We start from the raw sequence: 13,114 nt of genomic DNA on the forward strand, positions 1-13,114 counted from the left end.
CTATGAAAAGAGAAAAGTAGCTCATATACGCATAAAAGGAGAAGAGGAAATGTTAGCGAAATTGATCTATGAAAATCCGCTGAATCAAGCAGCAGATATTCAACACTTTATTGCTGAAGGAGAGCCCAAGATTACTTTCCAAGACGGGATGATTCTGGCGAATACGTATTCTGAAGAATCAAACAAACAACCACATTTTGTTTTATGGCTGCCTCAACAATTTCCAGCGGACCTACGAATCACCTGGCAGTTTCAACCACTGGCTGAACCAGGCTTATGTATGCTCTTTTTTGCAGCAGCCAATCGCAAGGGTGGCTCGATCTTCGATTCTGGAGTACCCAAACGAACCGGGGCATATCCCGAGTATCATTCTGGAGGGATCAATGCTTACCACCTTTCTTATTTTCGAAGAAAGTATGAGGAGGAACGGGCGTTTGAAACATGTAATTTGCGCAAAAGCCATGGGTTTCATCTGGTCGCCCAAGGCGCAGATCCACTTCCGAGTGTAGCAGATGCCCGAGGGTTTTATCACCTAAAAATCGATAAGGTAGGTGCAACGATTTCCTTTTGGATCAACGACTTATTGGTGTTAAGGTACCTTGATGAGGAACAGTTTGGGCCCGTATTAACCAAAGGAGCGATCGGATTTCGGCAAATGGCGCCAATGAAGGCCCGCTATAAAGACTTGAAGGTATATTCCTTAGAGGAGGAACGGTGATGAATTGGCAGAAAGCATATCAAGCAGCAGATTTTGTCTTTTATTGTTTGCTGATAAATGTAACCGTTATTATAGGCGCGCTAGTAGGTGGGATCATCTTTGGACTGGCGCCTAGCGTACAAGCAGGATTCCACATAGCAAAGAAAACCCTTAAACAGGAATCGCCACCTTTTTTTCAAACGTTCTTTGGGTATTACCGCAGGAACTTTTGGCGATCGAATCGCTTGGGCTTGCCGATCATTCTGTTTTATTTGTGCCCCATGGTGGTGATCCAGCAAGGATTTTTAGCGGCATTGACTCAAACAGGCTTGATCCTATTGATCGTTAGCCAATGCGTCGCGATCGCTGTGATCAATACATTGCTTAGCATGTACGAATATTATGTGCTCCCAACGAAGAAGTACCTAGGCGCTTCGCTACGCTTTCTTTTTTTTCAACCTATTGGCACCTTTTTAGGCGTCCTTTGGTTTGGGATTTGTAGTACGATTAGCTTTTTTCTCCCCGGTTTCCTTCCATTTTTAAGTATTGGGATGTGGATCATTGGCGCAATGGGGATTTACTTGAAATTATTTGATGAAAATGAACAAAAGCTAAAGCAACAAAACGATGCAGTTCAACCTGCAGAGAGGGAAGAGGAGGAAATCGAACATGGCATTGAAATGGCTCAAAAATAAACCTAAGGGAAAACGTGGGCTGAGTTTTGGTTATCCATGGGAAAAAGGAGCTTTACAACCTGAAATTCTGAGTGAGGAACTGTTTTTGCTGGGGGAGGAGCCGCTGCAAACGAAAGTACTGGCTTACTGGCCAGATGGCAGTGTGAAATGGACAGGACACAGTGGTCTGGTGGCAGAAACGACGCAGTTACTTTTTCAAAGAAAACAGCGTGTCCAGAAGAAACAGGCGATTGCTAGGGAAGCTTACAACGGTATTTATTTTGACAACGGTACGATCAAAGGCTTCTTCCCGAAACATGGGGAAGGGAAAAATGTTTTGGACTGGGTAGCGGTCAATGGGCAGAAAAAATTGCAAGATCTTCACGCAATCCTGCAATACCAAAACAAAAAGGTGCAGTCCAAAGTAACGGACTTGATGTTGGAAGAAAATGGTTCAGAAAAAGCCGTTATCAAAGTATCGGGCGTCATCGAGATCGATCAAGAAGTGGTGCAAGAGTTTATTTTACGGTTCCGCATCTTTCGCGAAATCAGCAAATTGGAAATCATTCATACGGTCATTATCATCAAACCACTTGCTTATGAAGGCATGGGGATAGCATTTGATTATGCGTTGACAGGTGAAAATTGGAATCGACAAGTCAAATTTATTGCAGACGCTGTGTATCATGAAGCGGCACAATTGTTACTTTCACGTCGACACTATCAGCAAAATATTCCCTATCAACAACAAGCCAGTGGACAGCTCGTTTCATTGACCCCAGCGGACGAGCCGATGCTGTCTCATGCGGTGGAAAATGCTATTTGGGACAATTTTCGGGTCAATCAAATCAATCATCGGTCATTTGAATTAGAAAAACAGACCGAAGCTGGGTACTGTTGGTTGCCCATTGGGGATGGCGAGCATTATTCAGGTACCTTTTACGCTGGGGGAGAAACCGGCGGCGTTGCTTGCAGCATGGAGAAATTTTGGGAAAAAGCACCATCTGCGATCGAGGTGACAGGCATCACCCAAAAAGAAACCCAAATCACGATGTGGCAGTGGTCACCGAATGCCAAGCCAATGGATTTTCAGCACTATTCCAAACGTGATCATATGCTTAGCGGATACGAAGGAATGGAAGAGATTCGTTCGACGGCAGTTGGCGTAGCAAATACGACGCGTTGTTGGTTGGATTTTTATGAAGAAGCCCCGTCAGAAGAAGTGTTGCTGGGCTTAGCTCAAGAAAACCAAGAACCTGCCCAGATCGTTTCATTGCCAGAGCGTTATCAAGAGACGAAGGTTTTTGGCAGGATCAGTTTACCAGACGAATCAACGAAAACGAAACAGTTGCTGGAGCAACAATTGGCTAAGATGCGTCAATTCTATTTAGCAGAAGTCCAACAAAGAAGTTGGTATGGCTATTGGAACTATGGTGATGTCATGCATACCTATGATCAGTTTCGACACCAATGGCGCTACGATCTTGGTGGGTACGCTTGGCAAAACACTGAATTGGTCCCCAACATGTGGCTTTGGCTAGATTTCTTACGGACTGGTGATCCAAGCGTCTACTATCTGGCTGAAAGCATGACGAGACATACTTCAGAAGTCGATCAGTACCATGCTGGTGAATACAAAGGATTAGGGTCACGGCATAATGTCATTCATTGGGGCTGCCAAGCAAAAGAAGTTCGAATTTCAATGGCGGGTCTCCATCGCTACTACTACTATTTGACAGCGGATGAACGCATTGGGGAGATTATGGAACAAGTCAAAGACAATGAAACCTATGCTTTTGATGCGTTACCACCGATGCGCGAGTTTTATGAACGAGAAACGAAGCGGATACCGATTCGCATCGGACCAGATTGGGCTGCGCTAGTCTCGAACTGGTTTACCCAGTGGGAACGGACGAATGATCCTGTTTACCTTGAAAAAATTCGCACGGGCATCACCTGCATCAAAGCCATGCCCCAGCGCCTATTGTCTGGTCCCACAGTGTTATTTGATCCACAAGACAAAACCTTATCTTATATGGGAACTGGGAATTTTGGCGGCTATCACATGGTCATCTCCTTTGGGGCGCCGCAAGTTTGGTTAGAACTTGCTCAAGTGCTGGAAGACCCCGAGTGGACAGAGATGTTAGGGGAGTTTGGCTGGTTTTATAGCTTGAGTCCTGAGAGAAAAGCAGAAGAATCAAACGGGGTACTGACGGAACCTCATTTTGCCTGGCCAATGTTTGCGTCGACGATGATGGCCTTTGCTGGGCGAGTGCGTAACGATCAAGCAATCAGTCAAAGGGCTTGGCAGTTATTGCTTGATAATGACAAATCGGGTGTTCCATTGCCGATCGAAGCGACCATTGAAGCAGCGACAACGTGGAAAAAAATAAAAGAAATGCCGTGGGTATCGACCAATGTGTTGTCACAGTGGGGTCTAAATACGATTTGTTGTTTAGCACTGATCGGAGCGGAGTTAGAGGAGGAGAATGAATGGAAACAACAATAAAAAAAGTGCCGAAAACGAAAGAGCAATGGGGGAGTTTTCTCAACCATTTTAAACAAAATAAATGGCTCTATATTTTGACATTTCCCGGGATCATCTATTTTGCAGTATTTCGTTATGCACCGATGTATGGGTTGATCATTGCTTTCAAAGATTATGTACCTTTTTTAGGAATCGCAGATAGTCCATGGGTTGGAACACAAAATTTTATGGATTTCTTCAATAATCCTGATTTCTTTCGGATCTTGTGGAACACGTTGATGATTGCCTTTTTAAACATCTTCTTTTCGTTTCCAGCACCCATCTTTTTGGCACTGTTACTGAATGAATTGCGCAACAAGCTGTTTCAGCGGACCATTCAAACCTTCGTCTATGTACCACATTTTCTTTCATGGACGATCGTTGTTAGTCTTTGGCATATCTTATTCAACATCGATCATGGAGCGATCACTCAATTTATCGCTTCGTTGACAGGCGTTGAAATCGACTTTCTCTCAGACCCGCAATGGTTCCGCCCCATGATCGTAATGCAATCGATTTGGAAAGAGATCGGTTGGGGGACTATTATTTATTTAGCTGCCTTATCAGGTGTGGATCAGGAACAATACGAAGCCGCGATCATGGATGGTGCAGGACGTTTTCGTCGTGTGTGGCACATCACTTTGCCTGCGATTCGTTCGACGATCATCATTATGCTGATCATGCGGATCGGGTCGATTTTGTCTACTGGGTTTGATCAGATTTTCTTGATGACCAATCAGTTGAACCGAACAGTAGCAGATGTTTTTGATACGTATGTGTATATGATGGGGATCACCAATGGCGCTTACAGTTACTCAACAGCCGTCGGATTATTTAAATCGATCGTTGGGATCATCCTCGTACTTTGTACCAATAAATTAGCGAAACGCTTTGGCGAAAGCGGCTTATACTAAGGAGGAAAAAGATGGATACTTTACACAATACGAAGGCAGGGAAAATATTTGACATTTTTAATGCGCTATTTTTGGCATTGATTGGGTTATTCATGGTGATTCCTTTTATTTATGTGATCGCCGGTTCATTTGCTACGGAGTTAGAATTGACCACACGTTCGTTTTTCTTATGGCCAAATGAGATCAGTCTCGACTCCTATCGCTTTATTTTTTCAACCAACACCTTTATCCGTAGTTTGCTTGTAACGGTCGGCGTTACCATCGTTGGCACGCTGGTGCAGCTTTTCTGTACCTTCACCTTTGCCTATCCTTTATCACGTAAGCACCTAAAAGGACGGAACACCTTGTTGAATCTCGTGATTTTTGCAATGCTCTTTTCAGGTGGGATGATCCCAACGTTTATCGTGGTGAAAAATTTAGGACTGATCAATTCTTATTGGGCATTGATTTTGCCAATCGCGATCAATCCGTTCAACTTAATGATCATCAAAAACTTTTTCCAAGAAATGCCGATCGAATTGGAAGAATCCGCCAAGATGGACGGCTGTACGGAACTAGGGATTTTATGGAAAATCATTTTGCCTTTATCAAAACCAGTGATCGCGACCTTCACCCTTTTTTACGCTGTTGGTATCTGGAACGACTTCATGAGTGGATTGCTCTATATCAACGATTCAGCAAAATGGCCGATTCAGTTATTGTTAAGACAGATCACGATGGCGTCCAGTGGTGCCAATGCGTTAGCAAGTATGGACCCCAACTATGTGCCGCCTGAACAAGGAATCAAATTTGCAGTCATCATTGTGGCGACTTTGCCAATTTTGATCTTCTATCCGTTTTTGCAAAAACATTTTGCCAAAGGAATGCTGATTGGATCCGTCAAAGGATGATACACTTCAATAGTTGTGGATAGGTTGTCATGCATTTTTTCGCATGACAATTTGTCACATAAAATCTATTACAAGGGTGTTTGGGAATGAAGTACTTTAAAACAGGCGGTTTTCATCGAAAACTGCAGCTAGCCAGTCTATGGATCGTCGTGCCGCTATTAGCTGTTGCAATCTTTTTGCATGCCTATTTGATCGGACCATTACAGCGATCCTATCAAGAACTAAACAATCGCCAAGTCGAAGGAATCGTTAGTAACATCAACCAACAGTTCTCGCAGCTGGAAGTGACTTTAAGCGTTTGGGGGCAATCGTTTCAAAGGCGCTACCAAGAAGATTTATTGGAAACGACGAATTATCAGACGTTGATCCAGCTGTCGGAAGAATTGTTTTACTTAACAAATAGCTCCAATTATGTCAATCGAATCGGTATTTATTCACTAGGCGAGGCGCCTTTTGGGATTGAAAGTGGCGGTACGTATGAATTAACGCTCGAGCAAACCAAAACAGCATTTGAACGCTATCGGATCGATAATGGGAGGCAGTATCAGTGGAAGATCATTGAAGAAGAGGATGAATTGATTTTTGTACAAAACATTGATAGCCAAGGCGAAGATCAGCCTAAAATTTTTTTAGTTGCAACGATCGACGAGCAATCATTGTTAAAGTATTTTTATGATACCCAAATTGAAAATGGACTCGCAGCGATTTCCTTTAATCATGAGAGTTTTCGTTATATTGGCGATCAGAACTTAGCAAATGTTATCCAACCGCTGAGTGAGGAGCATCAAGGAACCTGGGTCGAATCGATCAATGGCAATGATTATAGCATGATCGCCGTAAACAGTACGCGACTCAACCAAATATGGACGTTTTATACCGTCGTTCCCTTAGCATTGATTACCGAGCCAGTCACTCATTTGGCTAGAGTGCTGATCGTCGTAAGTATTCTTTTTATTGCTTGTGTGGCAGTCATGAGTCTCTTTTTGGCAAAAAAACAATACCAACCTTTTGAAAAAACGATGGATCAGCTCTTTGGTAATACCCAATGGAAAAAAGAAAACGATCTGGAGTTTTTGGTGGACCGTTGGCAACAATTAAGTCGGGAAAAAGGATTGCTACAAAATCAGGCGGAACGCTTTCAAGATTCGCTCAAGCGGCAAGTGATCCAACATTTGATGGAAGGGTATTATGGCTATTTATCAGAGGAAGAATCGCAACAATTACTGCAGCAAAAAAACTGGCGCTTAAGTGACCAAGGGTATCGCTTGTTTTATTTCCAACTCAATGATCTATTAAGCAATCAAGCAAATTCACAAGATGAAACCCACATTTTGTTTGCGTTAGAAAACATTATAGCGGATGTCACAGCCATGTTTTTCCCAGAATCAACCATCGTTTCGTCAAATGAAGGACGGATTTTGGTTTTTGTGGTCAATCAAGAGCAACAACTGACAGATTACTTCACGATGGTCACCAAGCAAATCAATTTGATCGTCTGCCGTTATGTCACCATCGTTAGTTCGCAACAAGAAACTGAGATTCGCAAGTTGCCTGAAGTTACCCAACGTCTCAAAAAGCAAATCCATCTGCAACAGTTGATTCCCGAAAATCAAGTGCTTCAAGGAGAGAACATGCGCCCGCTGCCAAAGTATTCTCTTTCGCAAGAAAATTTGATTTTAACAGCGCTGAAAAGTGGCTATCATGAAGAATTGCAACGAAGTGTCCAGCGGTTTTTAGAACAGGTCGTGGCAGAAAACAATCAACAGGCCGCGGTGATCTATGTGGTCAATCGAATGTACGATCAAGTCGATTACCTTTTAAATGAAAATGGGGTCTCACGAACGGATTATGTATCGAAAACGGTTGTGTTAGAGCGAATCGAACGACTTTTGGACATCAATCAGATCCAAGCCTTTTTGTACCATCATTTCTTAAAGCCCGTTTCCATCCTCTGGCAAGAAAATGTCGCTAATTCTTATAGTGAAATGATCCAAAAAGTAGCGGAGTACATCCAATCTGATTTTCGCAATGAACAAATTTCCTTAGAATACGTTGCGGATCGTTTCGAAGTCGACCCAATCTTTTTGAGTAAGGAGTTCAAGCGTGCCAAGCAGGTCAACTTTATTGATTATTTAACCAACGTTCGCATCGTAGAAGCAAAACGGCAGTTGCTCGAAACCGATCACCAAATCAATGAAATCGCCGAAAACCTTGGGTATAATCCCAGCTACTTCAATCGTTTATTTAAAAAGTGCACGGGAATGACCCCAGGACAATATCGAAAAGGTCAGAGCTGATCACTGTTGGTTGCTGCGGAAAAGCTCGTATTTTCGCAGCTTTTGCTCTGATTTTTCCATGTTTTCATCAGCGAATGTTTTGTATAATAGAAAAGAAAGCGATTTCTAATACAGCTTAAGTTCAACAAGAAAACCAGCAGACTTGTCAAAGCTGTTGGAAATCTGATAGTAAATAGATGGAGGAAGAAAAGAAATGAAAATCGTTCTAGGCGGAGATTCAACCGTGGCGGATTATCCCCTTGATCAACAGCCAATGATGGGCTGGGGACAAGCCTTACCAAGCTATCTATCCCCAGAAGTAAACGTACGCAATTTTGCAAAAAACGGCAGTACGACTCGTTCGTTTATCGAAGAAGGGTTGTTTGAGCAGCTCCTGCAAGAAGTCGAACCGAATACAGTCGTCCTACTGCAATTTGGACATAATGACCAAAAAGAGAAAAACCATGTCACGATGGAGGCATACATTGCTCATTTAACAGACATGATCCGTCAAATCAAAGAAAAAGCAGGAATCCCGATCCTGTGTACACCTGTTGAACGGCGGGTAGGAGAAGAGGGACGACTGGCGCATACGTTGTCAGCATTTTTACCTGTCTTAAGAGAACTTAGTCGAACGGAAGAAGTAGTTTTGTTTGATTTAAATCGCTATACCTATCATTATTATGACACATTAGGACTAGAAGCTTCCAAAGCACTCTTTGTTTGGTTAGCACCGAATGAGCATCCCAATTATCCTGCAGGTCTTGCAGATGATACCCACTTTTCAAAGGTCGGGGCGCAGATGATCGCTCGCTACGTAGCGATTCGTTTACAGGCGTTTTTCCATGAGCAACCACTGTTTCCTGATATTTATTACGGCGCCTGCATGTATCCAGAAGTCTGGTCGGAAGAAATTATGCAAAGTGATAGTCAAACGATGAAAACGTTGGGCATGAATTTTGCTAGAATTGGGGAATTCATGTGGCGTGACTTGGAGCCTCAACCTGGTGAATATGATTTTGCGTTGTTGGAACGTACGCTAGAACAGTACCAAGCAAATGGCATCGATGTTTGCTTATGTATTCCAACGCCAACTCCGCCCCGCTGGTTTACAAAACAGTACCCAGAAGCATTAGTCACTAACCAAGATGGAACGAAGATGCATCACGGCTCAAGACAGCATGTCTGTACCAACAACGAGGACTTTCGCCGTTATGCCTATCGTTTGACGAGAAAAATCGCGGAGATTGCCGAAAAACATGAAAATGTCGTTATGTTGCAATTGGACAATGAGTTTAAATGTCATGTCGATCTATGTTACTGTACGACGTGCCAAACGCGTTGGCATACGTATTTAAAAGACAGCTATCAATCCGTGACTAACCTCAATAAGTGTTGGGGAACGAAGGTGTGGAGTGAGTGGTATGACGCATTTGAGGATGTCGTCTTGCCGCTAACGACCCCATTTTTGCATAATTCTTCCTTGATGAATGCCTTTCGCCGTTTTACCACCGATACGTTGAATGAGTTTGCGCATGATCTTTGTCATTTTATCCGAATGGAGACCGCGTTACCCGTTACCCATAACTCCGCTTTTGGGTTTAACTTGCAAAATGATGAGCTATTTGCTGATTTAGATATTGCTGGTTTTGATACGTATGCACCGGCAGACAATTATCCAGCGTATACGATGAACTTGGATCGTTGGCGGAATGTCAAACCGCGCAACAAGGAAATGTTGTTGTTAGAAACTTGTACTGCCAATGCTGGTCATATTGAAAACTATGCAGCACCTCGTCCTCATGGGTTTGTCACAAGTGAAGCGTTCATTGGCTATGCAGGTAATTTGAAATCCTTCTGCTTTTGGCATTTTCGTGGACATCGCTATGGTGTGGAGCAACCCCATAGTGCCGTGTTAACTGCTTGGGGAGAGCCAGATCGTGGGTATGAAGAGGTAGTTCGGATTGGCGAACTAAGACAACAGATCGCACCACTTTTAGCGGAAACGAAGTATGTATCAGCAAAAATAGCCATCATGTACTCGGATTACTCGAAACGCTTTTACACGATCGATCATGGGGGTGTTTATGATTATCGCAGCCTATTTACCGAATTTTACGGCAGTCTGATTCGCCAAGGGATTCGTGTAGAAATCATTCAAGAAAATAGTCCGTTAGAAGAGTATGATGTTGTTCTTGCCCCATTTGTTCGTTGGATAAGCCCTACTTTGCTGAAAAAATTTGCCGCCTTTACCGAAGCAGGAGGCAAGCTGATTTTAGGCCCGATGACAGGGGATCGGACCAAAGAGCTGGCGTGGCCAGCGACGAATGGTTTAGATCGTTTAGGAGAATGGCTCGGGTTTGACCAAATCCAGCAGTTTACGGTGAAAGGACTGGCTTATCAGCTAACCTATGATGGCCTAGAAGAACCTTTGGATCATTTGGTCACAGTTTTTCACTGCCCAGAAGATTGGGAAACGATCGGACGAGGGAATGACCAAACGCTACTAGCTAAGAAACAACTGGCTCAAGGAGAGATCATCTATTTAGGTGCGCTACCTAGCAATTTACCAGACAGTTTGATATGGCAGTCGTTTTGTCGCAAAGAACTTTTCCCTTATGAATCAGATCGCCAGTTGATCAAATGTTCGGAAGGTGTGATGAAGTATCGCAGAGAGTCAGCGACCCATGTCCAACTTTGGATCAGTAACTTAGGTATGACGACAGCTGACTTTACCTTACCTCTCCCCGGATTCGAACGCTTGTCAGGGGAAGCGCTGACGCGCGGTAACCATAGGCTAAAACCTTATGAAAATTTGATTATTGAATGGGAAAAAACAGTAGAAAGCGAGGAGTCAGATGATTCATTTAGCCATCCGAGGGCATGATCTCTCAGGAGAATATACACCAAAGCAGTTAGCACAAGCCATAGGTGCAAAGAAAATAAAAAACGTTCAGTTTGCCTTGAATGCGTCTTTTCCAGACCTAAGTGCTCCTGAAAAGATGAATCCAGGTATGGGGACCTTCTTCAAGAATGAATTCCAAGAACAAGGCGTTCAAATCGCTTTGTTAAGTTGTTATAGTAACTTGATTCATCCCGAACCAGGGGAACGAGAAAAAATCTTACAGAAATTTGAGCGCTATTTATTCCATGCCCGTTATTTTGGTGCCAGCATGATGGCTTCAGAAACAGGCTCAGTCATTGCCGCGCTGGGATATAGCGAAGAGAATTTTTCGGATGAGGTTTTTGAAGACTTGATCCATGTGATCCAGCGACTCGTTCGAGCGGGAGAAAAATATCAAATCATGGTAGGGATCGAAGCTGGACTGAATCATCCGCTGTATTCGAATCAGCGCATCGCCGAGCTGATTGAACGTGTTCCTTCTGATTATTTAGGGATCATTTACGATCCAACGAATTTGATCACCGCAAAAACAGCTGCTGATCAAGTCGCATTGGTAGAAGAAGCATTTACTCTTTTCGGAGAGAAAATCGTCTGCTTGCACCTAAAGGATTTTCAACTCTCGGGAGAAGAAGTGATCCCTGTCCCGTTAGGTGAAGGACAAATACGGTATCCAGAAATTTTACAGCTTCTGATCAAACACAAGCCATACTGTTACGTGGTGCTAGAAGAAACAAAAGACGCTGGGATCGATCGTGCGGTGGCGTTGATTGAAGGCTTAGATTTAAAAAATTAGCTGGGTACTTGTGTAAATGATTGTGTAAGAGAACATGGGAATGGTTTTCTTGTTTTCTTCAAAAACGTTGACATTGAATACAAATTTTTATCTAGCATAGAAAAGTTGTTTATGATGAGATTTCATCTAAACAGCTTTTTTATTTTCATAAAAATAGAAAATGGGAGGTAAGGTGGAATTAACAAGGATCGATCGGCTCTTCTTTGCATAAAGGAAAGAAAGTTGATCGTTTTGGAAATAAACATGGACGCCAGTGGGGATCACTAGCGTCCATGTTTATTAGAATTGCCATTCTTGAATTTTTTTCAAGAGTACCGCTTTGTCGGCAGCTTCCGCAAAGGAATGCTGAGCGGCAGTTTCGTTTAAGAAGCGCATCTCTGATTCGGTCATGTCGCAATGATGAGCCATTTGCAGGTATTCATTGGTCAATGTCGTGTTTGAGACCGTTCGGTTATCGGTGTTCAAACAAAAAGGTACCTTGGCTTCCAGCCATTCTCTTAATGGGTATGCCGAGTATGTGGGAATCGCACGCGTATGAACATTGCTGGTAGGGCAGCCTTCGATACAGCGATTTTGTTCTCGAACAAATGCTTGAGCAGTAGGATCTCCTTTTAAGGCGATGCCGTGGCCAATCCGCTGCGCACCGCTTTCGATGGCTTGATAAATGTTTTGCACACAGCCGCATTCGCCTGCATGTAAGGTCAGCTGGACACTTTGGTTCTTGAGGAACACTTGATAGCTGGCAGCTAAATCAGGGACGTACCCGTCTTCTTCTGGACCTGCCAGATCAATGCCGACGACTTTTTCATCGGTAAGAGCGATCGCTTCATCAAAAATCGCCGTAATAGCTGGTAGGTCTTCTTGACGCATCCCAATGACCAAAACATTGCCTTTGATTGGGTAGCGTTCTTCTGCTCGTGCGATGCCTTCGATCACGGCTTGGATGGTCTGGCTGCAAGTGAGTCCTTTGTCCATCGATAAGCTGGGGGCAAAGCGGATCTCAATATAAGCGACCCCATCTTGAGCGGCTTGTTCCATCACATCATAGGCGGCAGCTGCTAACGCTTCTTGTGTTTGCAAATACGGCCGAACGAAATCAAAGCAGCGAAGATAATCCCTCAGGTCATGACAATCTTTGGGGGCTTGCATCTGTGCTTTTACCGCTTCTATGTCTTGCTCGATCGGTAGTTCTTGCTGATTGGCGATGGCGATCAATGTTTCTGGACGAATGGAACCGTCGAGATGGCAGTGAAGTTCTACTTTAGGAAATGCTTGGATTTGTTGTTGAGTAAGCACAGTGTTCCTCCTGTCTAGGTCGAATTTTTTTTAAGTATGAATATAGCATACTTCCAAAGCCCATGCTACCCAAAAAAGGAAATTCTCATAGAAAGCAAAACAGCAGCCGCGAATTACTTGTGCGGCTGCTGTTTTTATTGTG

9 protein-coding genes are annotated in these 13,114 nt (G+C 43.5%); 8 read left to right on the forward strand and 1 reads right to left on the reverse strand.

Features of this window, described 5'->3' with window-relative positions; translation table 11 throughout:
* The first annotated feature begins 49 nt into the window (after positions 1-49).
* From A5870_RS03820 to A5870_RS03855, 8 genes are all read left to right on the forward strand, one after another.
* Positions 50-718, forward strand: a complete 669-nt coding sequence (locus tag A5870_RS03820) for a DUF1961 family protein (RefSeq protein ID WP_086291868.1) — start codon at positions 50-52, stop codon at positions 716-718.
* A complete protein-coding gene (locus A5870_RS03825) occupies positions 718-1,392 on the forward strand; it encodes a YesL family protein (RefSeq protein WP_086291869.1) in 675 nt (224 codons plus the stop codon). The genes A5870_RS03820 and A5870_RS03825 overlap by 1 nt, the downstream gene beginning before the upstream one ends.
* Entirely contained in the window at positions 1,367-3,880 is a 2,514-nt protein-coding gene (locus A5870_RS03830; RefSeq protein ID WP_086291870.1) for an exo-rhamnogalacturonan lyase family protein, read from the forward strand. The genes A5870_RS03825 and A5870_RS03830 overlap by 26 nt, the downstream gene beginning before the upstream one ends.
* Complete coding sequence (locus tag A5870_RS03835) at positions 3,865-4,812, forward strand: ABC transporter permease (RefSeq protein ID WP_086291871.1); 948 nt, start codon at positions 3,865-3,867, stop codon at positions 4,810-4,812. The genes A5870_RS03830 and A5870_RS03835 overlap by 16 nt, the downstream gene beginning before the upstream one ends.
* 11 nt (positions 4,813-4,823) lie before the next feature.
* The gene (locus tag A5870_RS03840) at positions 4,824-5,702 is read left to right on the forward strand and encodes a carbohydrate ABC transporter permease (RefSeq protein ID WP_005234200.1); all 879 of its coding nucleotides are present in this window, start codon (positions 4,824-4,826) and stop codon (positions 5,700-5,702) included.
* 86 nt (positions 5,703-5,788) lie between these two features.
* Positions 5,789-7,999 carry a helix-turn-helix transcriptional regulator gene (locus A5870_RS03845; RefSeq protein WP_086291872.1) on the forward strand — a complete coding sequence of 737 codons (2,211 nt, stop codon included), beginning with the start codon at positions 5,789-5,791 and terminating at the stop codon, positions 7,997-7,999.
* 193 nt (positions 8,000-8,192) lie between these two features.
* Positions 8,193-10,865 (forward strand): beta-galactosidase, encoded by a 2,673-nt coding sequence (locus A5870_RS03850; protein WP_086291873.1) that lies wholly within the window; start codon positions 8,193-8,195, stop codon positions 10,863-10,865.
* On the forward strand, positions 10,837-11,676 hold the full coding sequence (locus A5870_RS03855; RefSeq protein WP_086291874.1) for a sugar phosphate isomerase/epimerase family protein: 840 nt from the start codon (positions 10,837-10,839) through the stop codon (positions 11,674-11,676). Before A5870_RS03850 ends, A5870_RS03855 begins: the two co-directional genes overlap by 29 nt.
* A 279-nt stretch (positions 11,677-11,955) precedes the next feature.
* Here the strand turns inward: A5870_RS03855 and add are convergent, their stop codons facing one another.
* A complete protein-coding gene (add, locus tag A5870_RS03860; RefSeq protein ID WP_086291875.1) occupies positions 11,956-12,972 on the reverse strand; it encodes an adenosine deaminase in 1,017 nt (338 codons plus the stop codon).
* Positions 12,973-13,114 lie beyond the last annotated feature (142 nt).

The organism is Enterococcus sp. 2G9_DIV0600 (assembly GCF_002140615.1).
GTDB classification, from domain to species: Bacteria; Bacillota; Bacilli; order Lactobacillales; family Enterococcaceae; genus Enterococcus_D; species Enterococcus_D innesii.

Excerpts from the sequence above, each read along its gene's own strand:
- A5870_RS03820 (WP_086291868.1), top strand. The coding sequence starts at position 50 with ATGTTAGCGAAATTGATCTATGAAAATCCGCTGAATCAAGCAGCAGAT.
- A5870_RS03825 (WP_086291869.1), top strand. The coding sequence starts at position 718 with ATGAATTGGCAGAAAGCATATCAAGCAGCAGATTTTGTCTTTTATTGT.
- A5870_RS03830 (WP_086291870.1), top strand. The coding sequence starts at position 1,367 with ATGGCATTGAAATGGCTCAAAAATAAACCTAAGGGAAAACGTGGGCTG.
- A5870_RS03835 (WP_086291871.1), top strand. The coding sequence starts at position 3,865 with ATGGAAACAACAATAAAAAAAGTGCCGAAAACGAAAGAGCAATGGGGG.
- A5870_RS03840 (WP_005234200.1), top strand. The coding sequence starts at position 4,824 with ATGGATACTTTACACAATACGAAGGCAGGGAAAATATTTGACATTTTT.
- A5870_RS03845 (WP_086291872.1), top strand. The coding sequence starts at position 5,789 with ATGAAGTACTTTAAAACAGGCGGTTTTCATCGAAAACTGCAGCTAGCC.
- A5870_RS03850 (WP_086291873.1), top strand. The coding sequence starts at position 8,193 with ATGAAAATCGTTCTAGGCGGAGATTCAACCGTGGCGGATTATCCCCTT.
- A5870_RS03855 (WP_086291874.1), top strand. The coding sequence starts at position 10,837 with ATGATTCATTTAGCCATCCGAGGGCATGATCTCTCAGGAGAATATACA.